General features: G+C 59.2%; 22 protein-coding genes and 1 tRNA gene. 7 read left to right on the forward strand and 16 right to left on the reverse strand.

All coding sequences use genetic code 11. The features are described 5' to 3' along the window. Window positions 1-4: 4 nt before the first annotated feature. The 10 genes from ybeY to AAFX04_02510 all read right to left on the reverse strand — a co-directional run bounded on the left by ybeY (window position 5) and on the right by AAFX04_02510 (window position 7,543). Window positions 5-526 (reverse strand): rRNA maturation RNase YbeY, encoded by a 522-nt coding sequence (gene ybeY, locus AAFX04_02465; GenBank protein MEO1044284.1) that lies wholly within the window; start codon window positions 524-526, stop codon window positions 5-7. Window positions 527-553: 27 nt separating this feature from the next. Then, window positions 554-1,582: a PhoH family protein gene (locus AAFX04_02470; protein ID MEO1044285.1), complete on the reverse strand. Its 1,029-nt coding sequence runs from the start codon at window positions 1,580-1,582 to the stop codon at window positions 554-556. Continuing rightward, window positions 1,582-2,961: a tRNA (N6-isopentenyl adenosine(37)-C2)-methylthiotransferase MiaB gene (gene miaB / locus AAFX04_02475; GenBank protein ID MEO1044286.1), complete on the reverse strand. Its 1,380-nt coding sequence runs from the start codon at window positions 2,959-2,961 to the stop codon at window positions 1,582-1,584. The genes AAFX04_02470 and miaB overlap by 1 nt, the downstream gene beginning before the upstream one ends. A 10-nt stretch (window positions 2,962-2,971) precedes the next feature. After that, window positions 2,972-3,751, reverse strand: a complete 780-nt coding sequence (locus tag AAFX04_02480) for a lysophospholipid acyltransferase family protein (GenBank protein ID MEO1044287.1) — start codon at window positions 3,749-3,751, stop codon at window positions 2,972-2,974. A gap of 76 nt (window positions 3,752-3,827) precedes the next feature. Continuing rightward, window positions 3,828-4,250, reverse strand: a complete 423-nt coding sequence (locus tag AAFX04_02485; protein MEO1044288.1) for a Fur family transcriptional regulator — start codon at window positions 4,248-4,250, stop codon at window positions 3,828-3,830. Between the two features lie 170 nt (window positions 4,251-4,420). Next, window positions 4,421-4,855: a MucR family transcriptional regulator gene (locus AAFX04_02490; protein MEO1044289.1), complete on the reverse strand. Its 435-nt coding sequence runs from the start codon at window positions 4,853-4,855 to the stop codon at window positions 4,421-4,423. Window positions 4,856-4,977: 122 nt separating this feature from the next. Further along, window positions 4,978-5,532, reverse strand: a complete 555-nt coding sequence (locus AAFX04_02495; GenBank protein ID MEO1044290.1) for a GNAT family N-acetyltransferase — start codon at window positions 5,530-5,532, stop codon at window positions 4,978-4,980. Next, complete coding sequence (gene tsaB, locus AAFX04_02500; protein MEO1044291.1) at window positions 5,525-6,205, reverse strand: tRNA (adenosine(37)-N6)-threonylcarbamoyltransferase complex dimerization subunit type 1 TsaB; 681 nt, start codon at window positions 6,203-6,205, stop codon at window positions 5,525-5,527. Before tsaB ends, AAFX04_02495 begins: the two co-directional genes overlap by 8 nt. Before the next feature lie 59 nt (window positions 6,206-6,264). Continuing rightward, complete coding sequence (locus AAFX04_02505) at window positions 6,265-6,858, reverse strand: malonic semialdehyde reductase (protein MEO1044292.1); 594 nt, start codon at window positions 6,856-6,858, stop codon at window positions 6,265-6,267. A 109-nt stretch (window positions 6,859-6,967) separates the two neighbouring features. Next, a complete protein-coding gene (locus AAFX04_02510; protein ID MEO1044293.1) occupies window positions 6,968-7,543 on the reverse strand; it encodes a NifU family protein in 576 nt (191 codons plus the stop codon). A gap of 201 nt (window positions 7,544-7,744) precedes the next feature. Here AAFX04_02510 and AAFX04_02515 point away from each other — a divergent pair, with 201 nt between their 5' ends. From AAFX04_02515 to AAFX04_02535, 5 genes are all read left to right on the forward strand, one after another. Next, window positions 7,745-10,630 (forward strand): insulinase family protein, encoded by a 2,886-nt coding sequence (locus AAFX04_02515; protein ID MEO1044294.1) that lies wholly within the window; start codon window positions 7,745-7,747, stop codon window positions 10,628-10,630. A 112-nt stretch (window positions 10,631-10,742) separates the two neighbouring features. Further along, the gene (locus tag AAFX04_02520) at window positions 10,743-12,113 is read left to right on the forward strand and encodes a 3-deoxy-7-phosphoheptulonate synthase class II (GenBank protein MEO1044295.1); all 1,371 of its coding nucleotides are present in this window, start codon (window positions 10,743-10,745) and stop codon (window positions 12,111-12,113) included. 14 nt (window positions 12,114-12,127) lie between these two features. After that, window positions 12,128-12,298, forward strand: a complete 171-nt coding sequence (locus AAFX04_02525) for a hypothetical protein (protein ID MEO1044296.1) — start codon at window positions 12,128-12,130, stop codon at window positions 12,296-12,298. A 4-nt stretch (window positions 12,299-12,302) separates the two neighbouring features. Further along, window positions 12,303-13,556, forward strand: coding sequence for a M20/M25/M40 family metallo-hydrolase (locus AAFX04_02530; GenBank protein MEO1044297.1), 1,254 nt, complete (start codon window positions 12,303-12,305; stop codon window positions 13,554-13,556). After that, window positions 13,553-14,095: a hypothetical protein gene (locus tag AAFX04_02535; protein ID MEO1044298.1), complete on the forward strand. Its 543-nt coding sequence runs from the start codon at window positions 13,553-13,555 to the stop codon at window positions 14,093-14,095. The genes AAFX04_02530 and AAFX04_02535 overlap by 4 nt, the downstream gene beginning before the upstream one ends. Before the next feature lie 23 nt (window positions 14,096-14,118). On the opposite strand, the gene AAFX04_02540 is transcribed toward AAFX04_02535, so the two are convergent. From AAFX04_02540 to AAFX04_02555, 4 genes are all read right to left on the reverse strand, one after another. Beyond that, complete coding sequence (locus AAFX04_02540) at window positions 14,119-16,434, reverse strand: CHASE2 domain-containing protein (GenBank protein ID MEO1044299.1); 2,316 nt, start codon at window positions 16,432-16,434, stop codon at window positions 14,119-14,121. Window positions 16,435-16,514: 80 nt separating this feature from the next. Beyond that, window positions 16,515-17,846 carry a FecR domain-containing protein gene (locus AAFX04_02545; GenBank protein ID MEO1044300.1) on the reverse strand — a complete coding sequence of 444 codons (1,332 nt, stop codon included), beginning with the start codon at window positions 17,844-17,846 and terminating at the stop codon, window positions 16,515-16,517. 58 nt (window positions 17,847-17,904) lie between these two features. Further along, window positions 17,905-18,612, reverse strand: coding sequence for a response regulator transcription factor (locus AAFX04_02550; protein ID MEO1044301.1), 708 nt, complete (start codon window positions 18,610-18,612; stop codon window positions 17,905-17,907). A 196-nt stretch (window positions 18,613-18,808) separates the two neighbouring features. Beyond that, on the reverse strand, window positions 18,809-20,179 hold the full coding sequence (locus AAFX04_02555) for an alginate export family protein (GenBank protein MEO1044302.1): 1,371 nt from the start codon (window positions 20,177-20,179) through the stop codon (window positions 18,809-18,811). Window positions 20,180-20,339: 160 nt separating this feature from the next. On the opposite strand from AAFX04_02555, the gene AAFX04_02560 reads away from it, so the two are divergent. Both AAFX04_02560 and AAFX04_02565 read left to right on the forward strand, forming a co-directional pair. Then, complete coding sequence (locus AAFX04_02560; GenBank protein MEO1044303.1) at window positions 20,340-21,179, forward strand: aldo/keto reductase; 840 nt, start codon at window positions 20,340-20,342, stop codon at window positions 21,177-21,179. 158 nt (window positions 21,180-21,337) lie between these two features. Next, entirely contained in the window at window positions 21,338-22,138 is an 801-nt protein-coding gene (locus AAFX04_02565) for a ferredoxin--NADP reductase (protein ID MEO1044304.1), read from the forward strand. 40 nt (window positions 22,139-22,178) lie between these two features. On the opposite strand, the gene AAFX04_02570 is transcribed toward AAFX04_02565, so the two are convergent. Together AAFX04_02570 and AAFX04_02575 are read right to left on the reverse strand one after the other, a co-directional pair. Continuing rightward, window positions 22,179-22,253 (reverse strand) — tRNA-Gln (locus AAFX04_02570). A gap of 130 nt (window positions 22,254-22,383) precedes the next feature. Continuing rightward, window positions 22,384-23,475, reverse strand: coding sequence for a branched-chain amino acid aminotransferase (locus tag AAFX04_02575; protein MEO1044305.1), 1,092 nt, complete (start codon window positions 23,473-23,475; stop codon window positions 22,384-22,386). Between the last annotated feature and the right edge of the window lie 97 nt (window positions 23,476-23,572).

Consider the following 23,572-nt stretch of genomic DNA (forward strand, 5'->3'; position numbering starts at 1 on the left):
TTTCTTAACCTCTGTGCTGTTGTGGATGGTCCAAATATGGATTGGGAAGGCCGATGCTGGCAAGCGCTTTTATTTCCAGCGCCTCCATCGCTTCGGCTTCGGCCTCGCCGATATGGTCATAGCCGAGCAGATGAAGCATGCCATGTATCACAAGATGGCTGACATGCTGCTCCAGCGTGGCCTGTTTCTCGCTCGCCTCGCGGGCGCAGGTTTCCCGCGCCAAAATGATATCGCCCAGCAGCACTTCGCCGTCATCGCTATTGGCCAGTGATTCCAGCAGGTCGGGCTGGACCATCGGGAAGGACAGCACATTGGTCGCCTTGTCCTTCTGGCGATATTGGGCATTGAGCTGCCGTACTGCGGCATCGTCGGAGAGCGCGATGCTCACCGATATCAGCATCGCCGCATTGGCAAGAGAAGCATGCGGACTGTGGCTCAGCGCTGCTGTTCCTGCGCGCTGTGCCAGTTCCTGCCAATCGACATTTTGTAGCCAGCCTGCATGATCGTCGACCATTATCTCCAGCATGATATGGCCCGGGCCGCTGCTGGTGGATTAGTCTTTGGCATTCGGCCCCTCATAGGCATCGACAATACGACTGACGATGGGATGGCGAACGACATCGCCGGAATTGAAGCGAATGGCGCTGATGCCCTCGACACCTTCCAGACGGTCGACCGCATCGGCAAGTCCGGAAATCTGGCTGCGCGGAAGGTCAACCTGTTTTGGGTCGCCACAGATGACCATACGGCTGTTTAGCCCGAAGCGGGTAAGAAACATCTTGATCTGCGCCTGTGTGGTGTTCTGCGCCTCATCGAGAATGACAAAGGCATTGGCAAGTGTGCGGCCGCGCATAAAGGCCAGCGGTGCAATCTCGATCTCGCCGCTGGCAATGCGCCGCTCCACCTGTTCGGCCGGAAGGGTGTCGTAAAGCGCGTCGTAAAGCGGCCGCAAATAGGGATCGACCTTGTCCTTCATATCGCCGGGCAGGAAGCCGAGATTCTCACCCGCCTCGACCGCCGGGCGTGACAGGATCAGCCGGTCGACCGAACCGGTGATCAACTGTGCCACTGCCTGTGCTACCGCCAGATAGGTCTTGCCGGTGCCCGCCGGACCGAGCGCAAAGATGATATCGTCGCGCGCCAGCGCCTGCATATAGGGCAGCTGCGTCGCCGAGCGCGGTACGATGGTTTTTTTTCGGGTACGGATCATCACCGTCGGCGCTTCGGAGACTTCCTTACGGATAATCCCGTCCAGCGTCGGTTCCGAAGACATGCTGATCAGCGCCTCGACCGCACCGGCATCGATTTCCTGCCCTTTTTCGAGCCGGTTATACAGCCCGGTCAGCACATCGCGTGCGCGGGCAATGGTGTCGCTGTCGCCCTCGATTTTGATGTGATTGCCGCGCGCCGAGATGTAGACGCCGAGCCGGTTCTCGATAGCGACCAGATTCTGGTCGAACTGGCCGAATAGCGGGCCGAGCAAATGGGAATCGGCAAAGGTCAGTTCGATATGGGCGCGGCCCTCTTCGGGGGCCATTGCCAGATCGGCAGGATGGGGCTCTTTATTAGGCCTTTTCGCCATCAGGCGGCGTTCCTTTCGGCTAATGCACCGGCCAGGCTGTTCGGGCCGGCGCTGATGATATCAACGGTCACCATATCGCCAATAGCATGGCCAGCACCATCAATGTGGACCGATTGCAGCCAGGGCGACTTGCCGATCAGCTGGCCCGGTTTCTTGCCCCTGCGTTCGAGCAGGACCCGGGTACGCTTGCCGACAGTTGCGGCGTTGAAGTCGGACTGTTGCCGGTTCAGCAGCGCCTGTAGTTGTTGCAGCCGTTCATCCATCACCTCGCGTGGAATCTGCTGGTCCATGGTCGCCGCCGGGGTGCCGGGGCGCGGGCTGTATTTGAAGCTGAATGCCTGTGCGTAATTCGCAGCCTCGACAATCGCCATCGTTGCCTCAAAGTCCTCGTCACTCTCGCCGGGGAAGCCGACGATAAAGTCCCCCGAAATGGCGATGCCGGGGCGCGCTTTGCGCACCTTCTCCAATATGGCCAGATAGCTCTCCGCGCTGTGGCTACGGTTCATTGCCTGCAGGATAGGGTTGCTGCCCGACTGTACCGGCAAGTGCAGATAGGGCATCAGGCTCTCGACCTCGCCATGCGCATCGATCAGGCCTTGCGTCATATCATTGGGGTGGCTGGTGGTGTAGCGAATACGCTCCAGCCCGGCGATGGTGTCGAGCTCGCGAATCAGGCCATCCAGACCCTGTTCGCGTCCCTTGTCATCCTCGCCGATCCAGGCATTCACATTCTGGCCAAGCAGCGTGATTTCCTTGACCCCGCCATCGACCAGTGCCTTGGCTTCATCGACAATCGCACCCCATTTGCGTGAAATTTCCGCGCCGCGGGTATAGGGCACAACGCAATAGGTGCAGAATTTGTCGCAGCCTTCCTGCACCGTCAGAAAGGCGGTAGGGCGTGGCTGTTTCGGGCGTGAGGGCAGGACACCGAATTTGGAATTGGGCGGCATATCGGTATCGATAGCGCGCTCGCCCCTGGCGGCGCTCTCCAGCATGGAGGGCAGGCGGTGATAGGCTTGCGGGCCGACCACCACATCGACACTCGGCGCACGGCGAGTGATTTCCGCGCCCTCTGCCTGGGCAACGCATCCGGCCACAGCAATGGTCGGGCTGGAGCCATCGGGACGACGCAACCGGCCAATATCGGAATAGACCTTCTCGGCCGCCTTTTCGCGGATATGGCAGGTGTTGAGCACCACCACATCGGCATCCTCGGCATTACTGGTCGCTACCATGCCCTCGGCGTCGAGCATCTCGCCCATGCGCTCGCCATCATAGACGTTCATCTGGCAGCCAAAGGATTTAACGAAATAGCGTTTGCTTTTGGCGGCAGAGTTTTGCGCGCTACCCTGTTTTTGATTCTCTGATGTGTCAGCCATAGGGCAGGGCCTATAATCTGTGCTTCGCGTCGAGGGAAGCTGAAAGCGCTTCATCGATCCGGTCACGCGCTTCAGCGGCAATACGTTTGCGTCCCTTGTAATCCTGCGGATCGAACGGCTCGAGAAAATGCAGGTCGACATGGAAGTTGCCGGGCCGCGTCAGCAGTCGCCAGGCATTGTCCGGTGCGCCCTCTTCGCCGATCCATGCGACTTCGCGGGCGGCCTCGCCCATGTCGATAAATACCGGCTGTACCAATATGCCCGGTGGCGGCGGATCGAGCACGGCCAGGAGCGGTGCCTTGAAAGGCAGCAGCAATGATCCATCGGTGGTTGTGCCTTCGGGGAAAACAGTCACCGCCCAGGTTTCCTGAAGCGCATCGCGCAGCTGGTTAATCTGCTTGGCGACGCCCATGCGGTCGGCGCGTGACACAAATACGGTGTCGTTGAGCGTACACAGCCAGCCGATAAATGGCCATGAGGCTATGCCGTCCTGGGCGACAAAGGCACTGCCATTATACCCGCCCAATATCGGGATATCGACCCAGGAGAGGTGATTGGCGACAAAAAACACATCGCGTTTGATCGGCGTGCCGATGACGCGCACCCGCGCCCCACAGGCAAAAGCAACACTTTTCAGGAAAAGCCTGGGCCAGGGATTGGAGATACGCAATATACGCCAGCTATAGTAAAGCGGTACACATAGCAGCAGTGACACCAACATGGTCAGCACGCGCAGCGCGAAGCGGACATAGCCTAGTGGCGATGCACCTCGCCATTGCTGATAGGCCATGGGTTCACTGTCCCATGGGCGGGCAGCGCTGTCGGTCGACTTTGCGTTATCAGCCGATTGCGCGTTATCCGCAGCGTCAGTTTTTTCGGTTAAGGGCAACGCCGTAAAGTTCCATGCGGTGGTCGACCAGACGATAGCCGAGCTTCTCGGCAATCTGCTTTTGCAGCGCTTCCAGCTCGGGATCGACAAATTCGACTACCTTGCCGGTCTCGACATCGATCAGATGGTCGTGATGCGCTTCGGGTGCCGCTTCATAGCGGGCCCGGCCATCACCAAAATCGTGGCGGTCCAATATGCCCGCTTCCTCGAACAGGCGTACCGTTCGGTAGACGGTGGCGATGGAGATGCGCGGGTCGATGGCGACGGCACGTTCATGCACCTTCTCGACATCGGGATGGTCGTCGCTGTCGGACAGTACCTTGGCGATAACCTTGCGCTGGTCGGTGATACGCAATCCGCGTTCCGCACAGAGCGCTTCAAGATCGATTCTTTGCCTCATAAAATATGTCTAGCCGATAATGATACGGCGTCACAGTCCCCAAGCTAACAGTGTGTCATGGACCATTTCAGCCCAGCATTGGTTCTAAACAAAAAACCGGCTTTTGCCAAATCATGGGAATGATTTGAGCGAAAGCCGGTTTTTGTCGAATAAACCTGTGATCGAGGCGATCAGCCCGCCTTTTTCTTGCGGGCGCCGGGCTTGCGGCCGAGGCCGATTTTCTTCGCCAGTTCACGGCGCTTTTCGGCATAGTTTGGCGCAACCATGGGATAATCGGAAGGCAGGTTCCAGCGTGCGCGATAGTCGTCGGGCGTCATGTTATAATGGGTCATCAGGTGGCGCTTGAGCATCTTCAGCTTCTTGCCGTCCTCAAGACAGACAATATAATCGGGCTTGACCGAGGCACGGACGGAAACAGCAGGCTCCGGGCGCTCCTCTTCGGCAGGTTGATTGCTGCTGGCGAGACCGGTCAGTGCCTCATGAACATTGCCGATCAGCAGCGGCAGATCCGAGACGGCAACGCTGTTGTTGCTGACATGGGCCGCAACTATATCCGATGTCAGCGTGATAAGTGTCTCCTGCAGGATTTCGGTATCCGTGCTCATTCTCAATTCTCCAGAACTTTTTTTTGGTGCGACCCTGTGCTGTACATAGCTTGCGATACTATGATTCAGCCGCCACTATACCGGGTTTTCGATAAGCGCAATATAGGAAGCAACCAAAATACCTATGCTGTGGACTTCTTAAGTGTAACAGCATCATATTTCTGGCCGTCGTTGCCGGTGTAATATTGTCTTCTGCGACCGATGGTTGTGAAGCCCAGGCTATTATAGAAATGGGCGGCAGGATTATTGTGCCGCATCTCCAGGAAAAGCTTGGTAATCCCTGCGAGCTTGGCATCATCAAATACAGCCTGCAGTAGCGTCCGTCCGACCCCCCGCAGCCGCCATTCAGGACTGACCGCGACCAGCATGATCTCCTGCTCGTCGCCATATCCCGATGCAATAACGAAACCGACAATGCTCGGCTCCGGGCTCGTATCGGTGTCTGTGGGAGCATATGCCAGCCACAATTTCGACGACGGCATCATCAGCATCGACCGGGTCTGGATGTGATTCCACGCCTCGCCATAAGCAGGATCGAAAGCTGTTTCCATCACCGTCATCACAGCATTGATCTGCGCCAGCTGCTCCGGGCCATTGGCAATCCGGCTGACCGCGACTTCGGCGATGGGGTCGGGATCTGCCGATACACCATTACCAGTTGCCAGTGACTTAGCCATGTGCGGATTTTGCCTGTGGTGAAGCCTGACGATTGACAGGATTTGCGGATGCCGGTTTTGCATCGGGTGCACGGACATAGATCGGGCTGGGTGATTGATCGGCAAAGCCTGCCTGCATTGCCGGGAACAGCCGTGCATCGGGAAGCAGCGATTTGCCATGCAATGTCGAAGGATGACCATCGAGCATGTCGATGCCGCTGCCGTAAACCGGCCTGCCTGCAGTGATTTGCATCGCTTCTCCTGGCGCCACCGAAACAATGCCGGTTTCCGGTTCGGTCATGGCCTGTCCCTTCCGGATAAGAAAATTCTGCACGAACAGCTCGCCATGTCCCGCTTGCATCACCACGGACAATGCACCATCGGCCCCCGATTGCGCCGCCATATGTGCCACCAGCGCCAGGCATGAATAGCCATGTACCGGCACATTCCAGGCAATGCCCAGTGCCTTGGCGGCGGACAGACCGACGCGAATGCCGGTAAAGCTGCCCGGCCCGCAATTTACGGCAATAGTGTCGGCATGGCCCCTATCGGGGAGCGCTGCGATCATCGGCACCAGCCTTTCGGCATGCCCGCGCCCGAGGTCGGCATAATCGCTGGCGATCAGCATGTTATTGGCGAAGAGAGCGACGGAGCAGGCAGGGGTTACCGCATCAATGACCAGCAATTTTGTCATTTGCCTGTGATGTCCTGCGTATATCCCGTGTCGCCCGTGGATCGGACGCAAATACGACTTTAAACGATGCTGTTGAAGCGGTCAAAAGCCGGTCGCGGGCTGCGATCGAATATCGTGGCTGGATCGCCATAGCCCAGGGTCGAGATGAAATTTGACTTGACTGCCGGCGTGTCGCCGAAAAATTCGCTATCCACTGCGGCATTGTCAAACCCGGACATAGGACCGGTGTCGAGACCCAGCGCCCGGGCCGCCATGATGAAATAGGCCCCCTGGAGCGAGCTGTTGCGAAAGCCATCATTGGCGCGCTTCCCCGGGTTGCCCTCAAACCAGCTCTTTGCATCGGTGTGGGGAAATAGTTCAGGCAGATGCTCGTGGAAATTCTCGTCGGTGGCGATGATCACGCTGGCTGGTGCCTTGCGGATCTTGTCGGCATTGCTGTCCATGGCATGCTGGGCCAGCCGCTCCTTGGCGGCATCGCTGATGCACCAGATCATACGTGCCGGCAGCATATTGGCCGATGTCGGCCCCATTTTCATCAGATCCCATATGGCCTCAAGCTGCGCCTCGGTGACTGGCTTGTCATGATAGCCATTATAGGTGCGCGCGGTGCGAAACAGCTGATCGAGCGCGGCATCGGAAAGAGGGTTGCCCATGGGAAGTGCTTTCTATTCAGGAAGAACGAGGAAAACGATGCTGGCCGCAAAACGTCCGTCGCGTCAATCCGTTTCGCTGTCATCTACGGGATAACCGAATGGACCGGTATCAGGCGGCGCGGACTTCCTGCACCTCGGGGACATAGTGCTTGAGCAGCGATTCAATGCCATGTTTGAGCGTTGCCGTCGAGGATGGGCAGCCCGAACAGGCGCCTTGCATCTGCAGGAAAACCACACCCTTGTTGAAGCCGCGATAGATGATATCGCCACCATCCTGGGCGACGGCGGGGCGAACACGCGTATCGATCAGTTCCTTGATCTGAACGATAATGTCCTCGTCCTCGGGGTTTTCGGGGAAAGTCTCGACCTCGGCGGGGACCGATATGTCGGCTGCCGAACCGCCGGTGAACAGGGGCATGTTGGCAGAATAATGGTCAAGAAGAACGGACAGGACATCGGGCTTGAGATGTGTCCAGTCAACGCCCGGGGCAGCGGTGACCGAGATGAAATCATAGCCGTAGAACACGCCGATGACATCACCGAGGTCATACAGCGCCTTCGCCAGAGGCGATGCTTCCGCCTCTTCGGGGGTGGCGAAATCGCGCGTCCCTGTGGCCATCACAGTACGGCCTGGGGAGAATTTCAGGGTTGCGGGATTGGGTGTCTGTTCGGTTTCTATCAGCATGATTCGTAATTTGGAGTAATCTGGTCTGATTTGCAAGGCCCGCCATGCTGTAAATATTCATTTTGCCGTACTTTTTCTGTCGTGACCGGGTGGTTCCGCATGGTTGTCATGCGCCAGTTGGCAACAAGAGAGCGGCAACCCCGTCATTATGGCAGGGTTTATTCACTGGCCAGTCAGCAATAGCAGCCATATATATCAGCCATGAACGTTCCCCATTGGCTTCGCGCCTTCGCCCTGTCCTTTGCGCTTGTTTTCGCGCTGTCATCCCCTGTCGCTCTGGCCCAGCGGGAGAATCCGCTGCCGCCGCCCGAGGGTGTCGACAATGAGAACCTGCCCTGGCTTTACCAGAACAGCAACGTTCCGGTCGATCCGGCCTGGACCTGGGGAGAGCTCGACAATGGCGTGCGCTATGCCGTGCGCAACAATGGTGTGCCCCCGGGCCAGGTCACTATCCGTATCCGCATCGATGCCGGGTCGCTGATGGAGCAGGAAAATGAGCTTGGCTTCGCCCATTTGCTCGAACACCTCACTTTTCGCGGCTCGAAATATGTGCCCGATGGCGAGGCCATTCGCATCTGGCAGCGCTTTGGCATCACGTTCGGCAGCGACAGCAATGCCGAAACCACGCCGACCCATACCGTCTACAAGCTCGATGTTCCGAGCTTCACCGTCGAGACCCTCGATGAAAGCATGAAGATTCTGTCAGGCATGATCCGTGAACCGTCGCTGAGTCAGCAGGGGCTGACTGCCGAGCGTCCGGTTGTTCTGGCGGAACTGCGTGAGAGTTCAGGGCTGCAGGCGCGTATCGGCGATGCCACGCGCGAACTGTTCTTTGCCGGTCAACTCTATGCCAGGCGCCCGACCATCGGCAAGGTGGAAACGCTCAACGCGGCAACACCCGAAGCGGTCAGGGCGTTTCACCGACGCTGGTATCGGCCCGAAAATACGGTGATTGCGATTGCCGGCGATGCCGATCCGGCGCTGTTTGAAGAGATGCTGACAAAATATTTTGCCGACTGGGACGTTGCCGGGCCGACGCCCGAGCATCCCGATTTCGGCAATCCCGATCCCGCTGCACCGGCGACGCGGGTACATGTTGAGCCGACACTGCCCTTCGTCATCAATCAGGCGATCATCCGGCCCTGGAATTATGTCAACGACACCGTGGCCTATAATGAGCAGCTGCTTATGAACCTGCTGGCCATGCAGGTGATCAACCGTGAGCTGGAACGGCGCGCACGGGCTGGCGGTTCCTATCTCCAGGCCTCGGTAAACCAGGAAGATGTCGGCCGTTCGATCGATGGTACTTTCGTCTCCATTGTTCCCATAGGCGATGACTGGGAGGCTGCTCTGGCCGATGTCCGGGCGGTGATTGCGCGCGCCAGGGCCAATGATTTTGACGAGGCTGACATTGCCCGCGAAGTGGCGGAATTCGATGCCGCGCTCAAAATCGGGGTCGAGACCTATGACACCGAAGCCGCGACCAAGCAGGCGGACAGCATCGTTAACGCTGTCGATATCCGTGAGGCGATAGCGACACCGCAAGTGGCGCTCGACATTTTCAGCGGCATGAAAGCAAACATTACGCCGCAGCGGGTGCGCGAAACGGTGAATGCCCTCTTCACCGGCACGGCAACGCGTGCGCTGCTGCTCGCGCCGACTGAAACGGCCGGTCTGGAACAGCGGCTGGCTAGCGCACTCGCCGCTCCGGTCAGTGGTGATATCGGGCAGACACAGCGCGCGCGTGCCAGCTTCGATGACCTGCCCGATCTCGGCGCGCCGGCAGCGGTCGCGAGCCGTGAGGATATCCAGCTGCTGGGCATGGAGATTGTTACCTTTTCCAATGGTGTGCGGGCGCTGCTCTATCCCAATGATGCCGAGGTCAACAAAGTCTCGGTGCGGGTGCGTTTCGGCCGCGGCTATCAGGCGCTGCGCAATGACCAATCAACACTGCTCTGGGCGGGTGAATCGGCCCTGGTCGGCAGTGGCATTGGTGATCTTGGTCAGGAAGAGCTCGACCAGCTCACCACCGGACGCCGTATCGGTTTCAGCTTCGGCATTGATGATGATGCGTTCGAATTCAGCGCCGATACCCGGGCAGAGGATTTGCGAGACCAGCTTCGGCTCTTCGCCGCCAAGCTGGCCGAGCCGGGCTGGGATGCGGCGCCGGTGACACGGGCGCAAGCAGGCACAAAATTGAGTTATCAAAGCTATCTCGCATCGCCAGCGACGCTGATCGATCGTGATCTGCAATGGCTGTTGCGCGGCCGCGATCCGCGCTACAAGACACCAGAACCCACAGAGATTGAACGGCTTAACCCGAAAAGCTTCCGCGACACCTGGGAACCATTGCTGGCGCAGGGGCCGATCGAGGTTCTGGTATTTGGCGATTTCGACCGCGAGGTAACCATCACCTATCTCGCCGAGACCGTGGGTGCCCTGGCGCCGCGAGAGGCTGTGGCACCGGTAGCCAATTCAACCGTTCTCGGCCTCGGCAATATCACCGACCTTCCGGTTGTCAGCCGCCACCGCGGCGATCCGGAACAGGCCGCAGCCTTGCTTGCATGGCCAACATCGGGCGGGCTCGACAATGTACGCGAGTCGCGTCAGCTCGAGATATTGGCAGCCCTGTTCAACAATCGTCTGTTCGAGCAGCTACGTGAAAAGGCTGGTGCGAGCTATGCACCGCAAGTGTTCAGCAACTGGCCGGTAAGCTATGACAAGGGCGGTTATCTCGCTGCCATCACCCAGCTTAAACCCTCGGCGATCAGCATATTCGAGGATACCGCCGCCGCCATTGCCCGCGATCTCGTCGAGAATCCGGTCGATGCCGATGAGCTCAGCCGTGCGGTCGAGCCGCTGGGTCAGCAGGTGCGCCGCGCGGCAACTGGCAACCAGTTCTGGATGTGGCAGCTTGAAGGCGCGACGCTCGATCGGCGGCGTATCACCGCGATCCGCACCCTGCTTGGTGACTATACCCGGACATCGCCGGAAGAAATGCAGGCATTGGCGCAAAAATACCTGTCTCGCGCGCCGGCCCTGCGCTGGCATGTGCTGCCTGAGACAGACGGTAGCACCGCAGACTAGACAAGGCCGTCGCAGCAGCCCGATTTCACTGCCCAATTGCATTGGGCCGGATTTCCCCGCATATTGGCAGTCCGCGCCCATAGCGGCGGCACATAGTATCTAAGGACATGAAGTGACACAGTGGCAGAAGGACAGTTGGCGCGGATTTGAAGCGCTGCATATCCCGGAATATCCCAATGGCGATGCATTGGCAGACGCGGAAGAGACACTCACATCCTATCCGCCGCTGGTATTTGCTGGTGAAGCACGCAATTTGCGGGCCGACCTCGCCAATGTTGTCGAAGGCAAGGCGTTCCTGCTGCAGTGCGGCGATTGCGCCGAGAGCTTTGCTGAATTCCACCCCAACAATATCCGTGACACCTTTCGGGTCATCCTGCAAATGGCGGTAGTGCTGACCTATGCCTCAAAGCTTCCGGTGGTGAAACTGGGGCGTATGGCGGGCCAGTTTGCCAAGCCGCGTTCCTCGCCGGTAGAGGTCAAGGATGGGCATGAGCTGCCAAGCTATCGCGGTGACATCATCAACGGCATTGATTTCGATGCTGCCCAGCGTGAGCCTGATCCGAGCCGTATGCTGCGTGCCTATAGCCAGGCTGCAGCGACGCTCAACCTGTTGCGTGCCTTTGCCAGTGGCGGTTATGCCAATCTGCGTCAGGTGCATGGCTGGACCCATGATTTCATGGCACGCAGCCCGTGGGCGGAGAAATATGCCGCCATGGCCGATCGTATCGGCGAGGCGCTCGAATTCATGGAGGCCTGTGGCATCAATCCCGACACCGTGCCGCAGCTCAAGGCGACGTCTTTCTACACCAGCCATGAGGCGCTGCTGTTGCCTTATGAACAGGCGATGACACGGCAGGATTCGCTGACCGGTGAATGGTATGACACATCGGCGCATTTCCTGTGGATCGGTGACCGCACCCGGTTTGAGGGATCGGCGCATGTCGAGTTCATGCGCGGCATCGGTAACCCGATTGGCATGAAATGCGGCCCTTCGCTCGAGCCCGATGCGCTGCTGAAGATGCTCGACACGCTTAATCCGGCACGCATTCCGGGCCGGATCACGCTGATTGCTCGCTTTGGCTATGACAAGGTCGAAAAGGGCCTGCCGGCACTGGTGCGTGCGGTCAAGGCCGAGGGTCATCCGGTGATCTGGTCCTGTGACCCGATGCACGGCAATGTTATCAAGTCGGAAAGCGGCTACAAGACCCGACCATTTGAACGGATCATGGCCGAGGTACGCGGATTCTTCGCAGTGCATCGCGCCGAGGGCACCAATGCCGGCGGCATCCATGTCGAGATGACCGGGCAGAATGTCACCGAATGTACCGGCGGTGCGGTGGCGATCACCGATGATGCGCTGGGGGACCGCTATCACACCCATTGCGACCCGCGGCTTAATGCCGGGCAGTCGCTGGAGCTGGCCTTTACCCTCGCCGAAATGCTCAATGACGAGATGCATGTCCGCACCCGTGAGGCCGCTTAACCGGGGAGGGTAATATGTCGGAACGGCGTGTAATCGTGCAGCGAGAGGTGGTGCGTAATGGTCTGTCATTCGGCAGCGCATTGGCCATCGCCATCAGCTATACCACGCATCAGTCGGTGCTCTGGGCGATCATCCATGGCTTTTTCAGCTGGTTCTACATCATCTATTTTCTGCTTACGCGGTGATGTCATGCGGCATGGTCTTGTTTTTCTCGCTGTCCTGCTGTCACTGATCGGCACTCCGGTCCATGCGGCAGATGATCCGCAAGCCAAAGCGCGCGCATCGCTCGCGGGTGACTATGACAGGATTGTAGAGCAATTGATCACCATTACCGAGATTCCCGCGCCGCCCTTTGGCGAAGAAAAGCGTGGGCGTCATCTGGCCGAGGCATTTGCGCGGCTGGGTCTGCGCGATGTCACCACCGATGCCGAGGGTAATGTTACCGGTATCCGCCCGGACAGAAATGGCCGCATTGACGGCAATCTGCTGGTGGTTTCAGCCCATCTCGACACGGTCTTTCCGGAGGATACGGACGTAACGGTGCGTCGCGAGGGCGATCGTCTGCTGGCCCCTGGCATTGGCGATGACAGCCTTGGTCTGGCAGCGCTGCTGGGCTGGATTCGTGCACTGGATGCCGGCAATGTCGGAACCGACCGGCCGATATTGTTCGTCGGTACGGTTGGTGAAGAGGGGCGCGGTGATCTGCGCGGAGTACGTCATCTGATGACCAAGGGCGCCTATGCCGGGCGCATATCGCGTTTTATTTCGGTCGACGGTGCCAATGTGGCACGACTGGTGCACCGGGCCGTGGGGTCCAAACGCTATGAGATTGCGTTTAACGGGCCGGGGGGACACAGCTTTGGTGCCTATGGCATCGTCAACCCTATGGTGGCGATGGCCGATACCGTTCAGCGGCTCTATCGCATTGCACCGCCCAGTGACCCGAAGACCACCTATTCGGCCAGCGTTGTCTATGGTGGGCGCTCGGTCAACACCATTCCCGATCGCATCGTTCTGCTGGTCGATATGCGCTCGCCCGATCCTGAAGAACTGGCCTCGCTGGAAGCACAGTTTCTCGCCATAGTCGATGAGGCGGTAGCAGCGGAGAATCTCGCCCGTTCGAATCGTGCCGGTGAGATCAGCGCCGAGAAAAAACGCATTGGCGACCGGCCTGCCGGGGGAACCGCCGAAACCGATCCGCTGGTAACGCAGACCAGCGACATATTGCTGGCTTCGGGCTATAATGTAAGGTTTGTTGCGTCATCGACCGATGCCAATATCGGCATGAGCCTGGGCGTTCCTTCGATTACCATCGGCACAGGTGGCGGTGGCGGTCGTGCCCATGCGCTGGACGAATATCTCAATGTCGAGCGCGAGGCATTCATGCAGGGGCTCGATGCCGGGCTTCAGATTGTCATTGCCGCAGCAGGAGACAATTCATGATACGCACGCTGGGAACCACGATTATCGTCACGGCCATGCTCGCCGGCTGTGCGGGGCCGGTGGCCACCCGGATCGACAGCCGCAGTGCAGAGGCGTTGCCGGAGCAGGGGCGCTATATGCTGGCCGAGGCTCCGGGCGACACTGTTCCCATGCTGGATGCAGCGCAGCAGCAAGTGATTGCCAGCCTGTCACGACAGGGCTGGCAACATGGCGATGAAACAGCGGACTATATGCTGCTGGTGACCCTGTCAGAGCGGTCGGCAGCCATTGGTCTCAAAGCAGTCGGCGATGACACCGCTCGTACGATCGCAACGCCCAAGGAACAGGAATTTCTGCAATCCTGTGAGGATGTCGAGCACCGGTTGACCATATCGTTGCTGCGCCAGAGTGATGGCAGCACGGCCTATAACGGCAGTGCCGCCGAACATCATTGCAAGGCCGGGCTTGCCGAAAGCATGCCGCACCTTGTCGCTGCAGCGCTTGCGGACTTCGGTCGGCCGGGTGGCCAGAGAGTGGTTCACCGCAAGGGTGTGGAATAGCCAATAGCCGCGAAAATTCAGGCTCAGGCCGCTTCTTCCATCTGTTCGGCCAGCATCGGTAGTAACAAGGTGAAGCGTGCGCCGCCATCGGTTGCATTGTCGGCGGAGACCTCGCCACCATGGCGCAATATCACCGTCTGGACATAGTGCAGGCCCAGGCCGATGCCGGTCACCTTACCAGCTTTGCCGGTATCGCCGGTGCTGGCAAAGGCAGTGAACAGCCGGTCCATGATCGGCTTGTCAATCCCTTCGCCTTCATCCTCGATGATGCAACGGACGTGATCGATCGTGCCAATGGCAATACGGTCGATGGTGACGCGGATAGTGCCATTGTCCGGGCTGTACTTCACCGCATTGTCGAACAGGTTGATGCAGGCGCGCGACAGGCTGGCACGCTCACCGGCGATAAAGGCGGCGCCGCTCTGGTCGTCAAGGGTAAAGCGGATGCCACGCGCCGAGGCGAGCGGCCAGAGGTCCTCACTCGCTTCGGCTACCAGATCGGCGAATAATATGTCTTCCGGTGTGAAGGGCTGTGCCGTCATCCGCGCAATATCGACGAAATTGTCTGCGAGCGAGAGGGTGCGCCGCGCCTGACGGGCAATGCGGTGGCGCAATGTATCCGGCGTCTGGCTGCGATTCTGGTCGAGCAGGGCAAGGATAGCCGCCTGCGGTCCGCGCATATCGTGTGACAATAGCTGCAGCACCTCTTCGCGTTCGCGCCCGGCGCGGCGGATATCGGTGATATCGGCAAAATAGAAGATCGTACCGAGCTGTTCGCCATTGTCGGACAGCACCGGACTGCGCCGTATCGCATAATGCTGGTCCTGGCGCGTGCGGAATTCGAATACGCTCTCCTCATCGCTTTGTTCGGCCGAGGCGATATGGTCGAGTAGCGGTTGCCGCGCATCGGCTCGCGCCAATACGGTGAGCCGCTGGCGCACATCCTCACCCACCAGCCCGGTCCCCAGCATCTGCTCGGCATCGGCATTGGCCATGACGATATGTGCATCCTCGTCGATCACCACCATCGGGTCGGGCAGATTGGCCAGCGTATCGCTGACAAAGCGGCGCATGTCGCGCAACCGGGCAATGGCATTGGCGAGCTTCTCCGCCTGTTCGGTGACGATATCCGCAGGGCGGAAGCGGCGGTCGATGATCGGCACTTCGGCGACACCATCGTCCATGCGGTCAAGCTCGCGTCCCATATAGTCGCTTGCGGCCTGCAGCCGCCGCCAGCCCCATAAAGGATAGACCAGGATCAGCCCGAACAGCGTTGCCACCGGCGCGAACCATATCTGCATCTGCAACAGCGCGAAGCTGGCCGCGAGCGTCAGAGCGAGCAGTACCAGCGCGAGGATGATGATGGTCCAGGGCCGGGCGCGCCACAGCATCGCCAGCAATATCCACAAGGGTAGCAGTGCCAGTCCGATCTGGGCCCAGACCGGAGCAGGGGCAATGAAACGATCCTGTATCAGCGCGTTGAGCGCATTGGCCATGACGATGGTGCCGGGGGCCAGTTCGCCGCGAACTGCAGGTATGCGGTGCCGGTCACCCAGACCCGATGCGGTGACACCCACCAGCACGATCTTGTCGGCAAAAAAGGCATTGGGTACTTCGCCCTTTGCAGCGTTGCCGAACGATATGGTGCGGAACGCCGATGCCGGCAGGAACGGCATGGCAACTGTCTTGTCACAGGCCGGGTCGAGTGCAGCTTGCCCGCTATCGCTGCGCAGCAGGTTGAGCGCTTTGACCATGAGGTGCCGGGTCTTTCGGTCTGCATTTTTATCGAGGCACAGGGCGACGCGCCGGACAACCGTATCATCGTCTGTGGGCAGTTCGACATGGCCGGTACCGGCGGCGGCACCGAATATCGGTTCGACCGGTTCTATCCGGTCCTGGTCCCGTCCATTGCTGCCCGGACGCAAAAACTGCAGCGGCAGCAGCACCCGGCCATTACGCCGCATCGCGTCGGCCAATTGCTGATCGGGATGGGTGCCCTGGTCTGCAGCGTCATTGGGGATGCCAACACTGCTGTCGGGTTCGGTGAACAGAACATCGATGACGACAGCAGCGGCACCGGCTTCACCCAGCGTATCGAGCAGCGGCACATAGCGGTCCCGTGACCAGGGCCAGCCGCCTTCACGCGCCAGGCTGGGTTCGTCGATGGCGACAACAATGATTTCGTCTGCCGGATCGATACTCTGAAAGGAAAGCCCGATATCATAGAACAGATTGTCGAGCCGCTGGGTCCATCCGCCAAGGATCAGCACCGTTACCAGCAGGCTGGAAAACAATGCGATCAGCAGCCATTCGGCAATAAGGCGGGTGCGCAGTGTCATGGCGAGCGGGCTATAGCCTGTAGCCCGGATCGGCGCTACCGCACATTGCTGTCGATAGCCTCTGTCCGGGGTTACTGTGCCTAGTCGGCATCGATGCGCAGCGTCTGGAATTCAGTCCAGACCTGTTCACTTTCGCCTTCAAAAAATGCGATCGTGCCAACGCGCCAGCGATATTCTCCAGCGGGCAGATCGGACAGGCTGATACCGCTTTCGACAAGACCTGCCTCATCGACAATTGGCGCCTGTGCCGCGTCATTGTCGGCGAATATCTGCAGGCGATAGCGTCGCTCGCCGCTGCCCAGGGCAAGCCAGCGGAACAGAAAACCGTCATCGCTTGGTCCTGCCGATCCGCTGACGCTGTTGAGTCGGCGGCGAAAGGCGATATTGGCCGGCAGCCCTTCAAGGCCACTGGCGGCAATTGCGGTGAATTTGGCAAAATAGTTGCCGTCCTCAAGCGCATCCAGAGTGAAGCTGGTCCCATCTGACTGCACATCCTCGACAATATCGATAAAGCTGCTGTCGCGCGCGATCTGCAGACGATAGGCGCTGGCACTGGGCAGGGTATCGACGCGGAAGGTGAGTTGCGGATCACGCTGAATGCCGCTGCCTTGCGCAACTTCTGGTGCTGTCAGCAGTGGCTCGGTGTTGAGGCCGGCGGCGCCGATAGTGGCGCCGAAACCGGGTTCGAGACGGGCGCTGTCGCCACTGCTGGCGGAAACATCAAGGCCGCCTTCGACCAGTTCGGCGAAGGACCGGTTGGCGCCATCGTCAAAGCGGGTACGGAAATCGGTGCCGCGGACCGCAGAGACCGCCGAAGGGGTGCGCACACGGAAGCGGTCCTCGCTGTTGCGGGCAGGCGCGGCTATCGAGCGCAGCGCGCCCTTGTCCAGGGCATATTCAAAGTCAAGGCTGTCGGTAAGGATGATCCGGCGCAAGCGGGTAATGCGCATCACGCTGTTCGATGGCATGGTCAGGATCGAGCCATCGCTAACCGCCAGCGACAGCGAAGAGGCGGCACCGGTGGCAAGTCCGGTACCTTCGCTGATAGTCTGGTTCAGCTCAGGCATGCGTGCGCCCTGTCCATCAGCGGAAATACGCGCCATGCCGCGAAAGGCTGCGACCTGTGCCGTCTCCTGACGATATTTCAGCAGATCATAGGGAATGGTCAGTATCATCCCCACAGGTATGCGCCGCGGATTGGCAATACGGTTCAGCTTTTGCACCGCCCGGTAATCCTGTGGTTGGCGAAAATAGTCTCTGGCCAGGTCGATCAGCGTATCGCCGGGCTCGACAGTATAGCGAACACTGTCGTCACTGCCGGCATCGCCCTTGGCAAAGCTGGGCGCCAGGGGAATGATCGCTATCAGCAGCGCGATCAGCACGATCAGCACATGGGGCAGCCGCAACTGCATCAGCTTGCAGGCCCGTCGCCCGGATGGATGGATTTCATGACAGCAAATTGCATCTTGCTTATGTGCCCACCGTTTCGGTCTCTTTCATCGTCTCCAGACGATAACCATAGCCGAAGACCGTGAAAATCCGAAAACCGTTTTCCGGACGCAACGACAATTTCGAGCGCAACCGCGAAATATGCATGTCGAGGGTGCGCGTTGCGAGATCGGCATTGGTGCGCCAGATCGTCTCCATGATATAGGCGCGCGACAATGTCCGGTCATGGTTGCGGAACAGCAATTCGGCGAGGTCGAACTCTTTCGATGTCAGTTTGACCGTCTCGCTGTCGAACGAGACTTCCTGCTCCATGCGGTCAAAGGTGTAACGGCCATAGGTCACCGTCTTGGCCATGGCATTAGCGGGTGCCGAGCGGCGCAAGATCGCGGCAATGCGCGCGGCGATGACGGTCTCGTCCTCGGGCTTGGTGATATAGTCATCGGCCCCGGCGTTGAGCGCATCGGAAATGTCCTGTTTGGCCGAACGGCTGGTCATCATGATGATCGCCGGCGGCTCATCCATCGAGTCGCGCACCCAGTTTACAATTTCGATGCCGGTCTTGCCCGGCATGTTCCAATCGACGAGAATCAGGTCGAAGGTGTCGCGCAATAGTGCCGAAGCAAGTTTGTCGCCATCCGAGAAAGAGACCGAAACATGACCCATATCCTCAATGATATTGGATAAAAATGTAATGATTTCCGGATCATCATCGGCAATGGCAATACGCATGGATCAGGTCTTTCGTCCTAAATGATGTAAATTATTGTTGCTCTATATACTCTATTACACCCCGACATGGTGGCGAATCCAGCCAGCAACACTGCAAGTTACCAGCATTTACATTTTGCGTTACATGCATTTACATTGCTGCCTTGCTCTACAAGTCAGTTGCGCTACTGCATTGGCAAGTCGTTTCGATATCGTTTCAAAAGGTCCAGTGAATCTGGCCAAAGCCATAAGCGACATTGCCCTGTGCTGGTGCATTGGGGGCCTGTTCTAGAAACCGGCCCTTGCTCAGCCATGCCCCGCCAATTTCGATCTGTACATTGTCGCCAAAGGGTCGCCACAGAATGCGCCCGATAAATTCGTGCCCGATAAAGTCACCCGCCGCGCCACTCGGATCGGCAACGCCGGCGGTGGTGAAAACATCGCGGCGTGATGCCAGCGATGCTGGACGATAGCGGCCTGTAAGGCGCAATCGCTTACCGGGATGAGTGGTGATGACCATGCCGGGTGCATTGAGATTGCTGCGTGCCAACAGGCCGTAAATGCCGGTCGGGCCGAAATCCTGCCCGCGCGCACCGAACAGGGTGTCGAAACGGTTGTTGCGATTGTCGAGCGGATCGTTGTCGCCGCTGGCAAAATCATAGCTGATGCCGATGCGGCTATTCCAGCCATCGCCGAAGCTATAGCCGATAATCGCCTGGACCAGGCCGGCATCATGGTCGAGCCGGGGCGTGGCTGCCGCAGCGGAAAGCGACGAGCGGCCGAACTGATAGGCGGCCTGGATATCGAAATCGACCTTGCCGGGAGCGGGCGCGCGGTGCAATCGGCCGCCCAGGGTCCAGATAGACCGGTCGCGGCTGGCGCGTGCGACGCTGTCTTCCTCGTCCAGGCCATAGGCGAACAGTTCCAGATCGGTGTTCGCGGCATCCAGCCCGGCGACATAGCGCGCGCCGTAAAAGCGCAGATTGCCGCTTTCCTCATCGAGTACCAGCTCATTGTCGAACAGCCGGGCCGGGTCTCCGGGGCGGCGATTGACCGGGAACATATAGAAGATCTCGGCCCGGTTGCCATTGGCGCGGTCCCAGGTCGCGCGCAGCCCGGTGAAATTGTTGATGGTGTTGCGAAAGCCGTTGCGCGCGATCAGGCGGCGACTGCCGATATTCATCGTTATGCGCCCGGCGGTGAGCGCCAGCCTGTCATCGCGCTCCAGAACGTCGCTGCCGCGATAGCCGATATAGCCTTGTAACAGGTCGAGCGGATTGACATCATCATTACCAATCGGGACGAGACTGTCGGCGATCAGCGCGCGGCTGTCCATCAGTTCGGCGCCGATAACAAAATCACCGCTGCGATATTCGGCTGCTACGATGGTACGCTGGACGACAATCCCGCTATCGTCACTGGCATTGGCGCGGAAACGGTTGTTCAGCCCCTCGGCGCGGATACGATATTCGCCCGACAGTGTGAGACCGCCATCGGTTGCTGTTGGATCATCCTGCGCCAATGCGGGGCAGGCCACTATCTGCAGTGCAGACACGGCACCAAGAACAAGGCTGCTTCCCCTAAGCATCGCGATGGTTATGCACAAACTGCACCGCCAAGGCAAAGCGGAGCCGCTAGTCTGATCCCTTGACGGCGGCCAGGACTGTCGGCATCGCAAGGACATGATAGATTTCGGCATAGACAGCGCACCCTACACCCTCACAGGGACAGATATTTCCGTCAGCCCAATGGCCTGGGGCATGTGGCGCTTTGCCGGACAGGGTGTGGAGCAGGCACAGCATCTGGTGGAAACCGCGTTGGACAGCGACATCACCCTGTTCGACACCGCCGATATTTACGGCTTTGGCGAGCAGGGCTTCGGTGCGGCCGAGGAGTTGTTGGGGCAGGTCTTTGCCCTCAATCCTTCACTGCGCCAGCGCATGGTGCTGGCCAGCAAGGGCGGCATCACCCCGCCAGTGCCTTATGACAGCTCGCGCGACTATCTCGACAAGGCGCTCAATGCCTCGCTCAGACGGCTCAATGTCGACTATCTCGATCTCTACCAGATCCATCGCCCGGATATCCTGACTCACCCCCAGGAGCTGGCTATTACGCTCGACTCGATGGTGGCCAGCGGTCGGGTGCGCGCTATTGGCGTTTCCAACTTCACCACAGCCCAGATCAATGCGCTGCGCGAATTTCTGAATGCTCCACTAGTGACAACGCAACCCGAATTCTCGCCGCTGCACCTGCAGCCGATAGAGGACGGCCAGCTTGACCAGGCGATGCAGCACCGTATCGCGGTTCTGGCCTGGTCGCCTATCGCTGGTGGGCGGCTGATCCAGCCGAAAACAGCGCACGAACAGGAGGTCACTGCGGCACTGCAAAGCATTGCCGATGACCAGAACGTCTCAGTCGCCGCCGCCGCCATGGGCTGGCTGATGGCACATCCGGCGAAAGTGATCCCGATTATCGGATCGCAAAATGCCAAGCGTATTGCCGATGTGACCAGAGCGCTGTCGATGCAATGGACTCGCGACCAATGGTATGATGTGCTGGTCGCCAGTCGCGGCGAGCCCTTGCCCTAATATATAGGACTGCCAAGCTGGTTGTCCCTCTCAGCATTACAAAGCTGCGCCATGGGCGGGCGTAGAATATTTATAATCGCTTTTGCCGCCAATGCGACTATATGCAGCGTCGCAAAGCCGATTCCGAATAATATGCGTGCAGGTAAGAAAAAATGGATATGGAAACCAGAACGCCGATGCTGATCCCCGAGTCCAAGGCGTTTGAAACCGTCGAAGTTCTGTGGGTCAAGCACTGGAATGAGGGGCTGTTCAGCTTCGCCGTCACCCGTCCGCGCAGCTTTCGCTTTCGTTCGGGCGAGTTTGTCATGATCGGCATGCCGATTGATGGCAAGCCCCTGGTGCGTGCTTATTCGGTGGCCAATCCAGCCTATGCTGAAGAGCTCGAATTCCTGTCGATCAAGGTGCCCAACGGCCCGCTGACTTCGCGATTGCAGAATATCCAGCCCGGCGACCAGCTCTATCTTGGCCGCAAACCCACCGGCACTTTGGTGTCCGAGGCGTTGCGCCCCGGCAAGCGGCTGTTCCTGCTCTCCACCGGCACCGGCTTGGCGCCGTTTCTCTCGATCATCCGTGACCCGGACATCTATGAGCGTTTCGACCATATCATCCTGACCCACAGCGTGCGTCAGGTCAGCGATCTAGCCTTTTATGACGAGCTGGAATCGCGGCTGGCGGACGATCCGCTGATCTCGGAAGAGGCTGCAAGCCAGTTCCACTATGTCCCGACCGTGACCCGCGAGGAATTCCGCAACACTGTCCGCATCGACAAGCTGATCGAAGACGGCACGCTGTTCGCTGTTGGCGACAAGCAATTCGACCCGGAGAATGACCGCATCATGATGTGCGGCAGTATGGATATGATCAAGCAGTTCTCGGAGTATTTCGAAGGACTGAACTTCGAGGAAGGCGCCAATTCCAAGCCCGGCGATTTCGTGATTGAACGGGCCTTTGTGGGGTAAATATTCTCCGCTTGCGGACAGTGTCAGTTTCAGGAAAGAATGGCTGGGGTGGCAGGGATCGAACCTGCGAATGGCGATACCAAAAACCGCTGCCTTACCACTTGGCTACACCCCAGCAGCCAGCCTTGTATCTGGCTGGCAGATGGCCCGTCGCAACCGCGCATAACCATCGGTGAACGCGCTCTTATCGGCTTTGTGTCACAGGGGCAAGACCCCGATCAGCCGATTTTCACGTCAATACGGTTCTAACCGATCTGGCGCACCCAGCCATGCGGGTCGGGGGCCGATCCGCGCTGGATATCGACCAGCCGGGCGCGCATTTTCTCGGTGATCTGCCCCGGTCCGCCGCTGCCAATGGTGAAATCGCCATCGACCGATTTTACGGTGCCGACGGCTGTTACCACCGCCGCGGTGCCGCAGGCCATGGTCTCGACCAGTTGCCCGGATTCACTATGCTTGCGCCAGTCTTCAAAAGCATAGGGCTCTTCGCGCACCGTCAGCCCCTCGTCACGCAGCAGCTGGATCAGCGAATCACGGGTGATGCCGGGGAGAATGGTGCCGGTTAGAGGCGGGGTGATGACCTCGCCATTATCGAACACGAAGAACAGGTTCATGCCGCCCAGTTCCTCGACCCAGCGCTTTTCCGCGGCGTCGAGAAACACCACCTGGTCGCAACCCGCTGCGATCGCCTCGGCCTGGGCCGGCAGGCTGGCGGCATAATTGCCACCGCATTTGGCGGCACCGGTGCCGCCGGGCGCAGCGCGCGAATAATTTTGCGAGGCCCAGATGGTGACCGCTGGTGCGTCGCCCTTGAAATAGGCGCCGACCGCCGAAGCGATCACGAGATAGAGATATTCCTTTGCCGGGCGGACGCCGAGAAAGGCCTCGCTGGCGAACATATAGGGCCTGAGATACAATGCCCCGCCTTCCTGCGGCGGGATCCAGTCGCGCTCGACTTCGGTCAGGCGGGTGATCGAGTCGAGAAAAATCTCCTCGGGCAATTGCGGCATCGCCATGCGTTCGGCCGAGCGCTGGAAGCGGCGGGCATTCTGTTCGGGGCGGAACAGCGCGATCGATCCATCGACCTGCTTATAGGCTTTCATGCCTTCGAAGATTTCCTGCGCATAATGCAGCACCGCCGCTGCCGGGTCGAGTGACAGCGGCCGCCGGGCGCTGATCTCGGCGTCGTGCCAGCCCTTGCGTTCGGTATAGCGCACCAGCGCCATATGATCGGTAAACAGCGTACCGAAACCCGGATTCTTCAATCGCTCCTCGCGCTCTGCGGCAGGCATGGGGTCGCTATTGGGGTGAATGGTAAAATCGGGCTGTTGCGCCATCTGTCCTGCTCCTTCTGCCCCGTATTCCTTGCAGGCCGCGGCCTGTGGACGGGTGGTTTTTAGTGCCAGGATTATGCCTTTAGCGAAGCCATATCGC

The sequence above is a fragment of the Pseudomonadota bacterium genome (assembly GCA_039818985.1).
Classification (GTDB): Bacteria; Pseudomonadota; Alphaproteobacteria; order Sphingomonadales; family Sphingomonadaceae; genus Alterisphingorhabdus.

Excerpts from the sequence above, each read along its gene's own strand:
- ybeY (MEO1044284.1), bottom strand. The coding sequence starts at position 526 with ATGCTGGAGATAATGGTCGACGATCATGCAGGCTGGCTACAAAATGTC.
- AAFX04_02470 (MEO1044285.1), bottom strand. The coding sequence starts at position 1,582 with ATGGCGAAAAGGCCTAATAAAGAGCCCCATCCTGCCGATCTGGCAATG.
- miaB (MEO1044286.1), bottom strand. The coding sequence starts at position 2,961 with ATGGCTGACACATCAGAGAATCAAAAACAGGGTAGCGCGCAAAACTCT.
- AAFX04_02480 (MEO1044287.1), bottom strand. The coding sequence starts at position 3,751 with ATGGCCTATCAGCAATGGCGAGGTGCATCGCCACTAGGCTATGTCCGC.
- AAFX04_02485 (MEO1044288.1), bottom strand. The coding sequence starts at position 4,250 with ATGAGGCAAAGAATCGATCTTGAAGCGCTCTGTGCGGAACGCGGATTG.
- AAFX04_02490 (MEO1044289.1), bottom strand. The coding sequence starts at position 4,855 with ATGAGCACGGATACCGAAATCCTGCAGGAGACACTTATCACGCTGACA.
- AAFX04_02495 (MEO1044290.1), bottom strand. The coding sequence starts at position 5,532 with ATGGCTAAGTCACTGGCAACTGGTAATGGTGTATCGGCAGATCCCGAC.
- tsaB (MEO1044291.1), bottom strand. The coding sequence starts at position 6,205 with ATGACAAAATTGCTGGTCATTGATGCGGTAACCCCTGCCTGCTCCGTC.
- AAFX04_02505 (MEO1044292.1), bottom strand. The coding sequence starts at position 6,858 with ATGGGCAACCCTCTTTCCGATGCCGCGCTCGATCAGCTGTTTCGCACC.
- AAFX04_02510 (MEO1044293.1), bottom strand. The coding sequence starts at position 7,543 with ATGCTGATAGAAACCGAACAGACACCCAATCCCGCAACCCTGAAATTC.
- AAFX04_02515 (MEO1044294.1), top strand. The coding sequence starts at position 7,745 with ATGAACGTTCCCCATTGGCTTCGCGCCTTCGCCCTGTCCTTTGCGCTT.
- AAFX04_02525 (MEO1044296.1), top strand. The coding sequence starts at position 12,128 with ATGTCGGAACGGCGTGTAATCGTGCAGCGAGAGGTGGTGCGTAATGGT.
- AAFX04_02530 (MEO1044297.1), top strand. The coding sequence starts at position 12,303 with ATGCGGCATGGTCTTGTTTTTCTCGCTGTCCTGCTGTCACTGATCGGC.
- AAFX04_02535 (MEO1044298.1), top strand. The coding sequence starts at position 13,553 with ATGATACGCACGCTGGGAACCACGATTATCGTCACGGCCATGCTCGCC.
- AAFX04_02540 (MEO1044299.1), bottom strand. The coding sequence starts at position 16,434 with ATGACACTGCGCACCCGCCTTATTGCCGAATGGCTGCTGATCGCATTG.
- AAFX04_02545 (MEO1044300.1), bottom strand. The coding sequence starts at position 17,846 with ATGCAGTTGCGGCTGCCCCATGTGCTGATCGTGCTGATCGCGCTGCTG.
- AAFX04_02550 (MEO1044301.1), bottom strand. The coding sequence starts at position 18,612 with ATGCGTATTGCCATTGCCGATGATGATCCGGAAATCATTACATTTTTA.
- AAFX04_02555 (MEO1044302.1), bottom strand. The coding sequence starts at position 20,179 with ATGCTTAGGGGAAGCAGCCTTGTTCTTGGTGCCGTGTCTGCACTGCAG.
- AAFX04_02560 (MEO1044303.1), top strand. The coding sequence starts at position 20,340 with ATGGCCTGGGGCATGTGGCGCTTTGCCGGACAGGGTGTGGAGCAGGCA.
- AAFX04_02565 (MEO1044304.1), top strand. The coding sequence starts at position 21,338 with ATGGAAACCAGAACGCCGATGCTGATCCCCGAGTCCAAGGCGTTTGAA.
- AAFX04_02575 (MEO1044305.1), bottom strand. The coding sequence starts at position 23,475 with ATGGCGCAACAGCCCGATTTTACCATTCACCCCAATAGCGACCCCATG.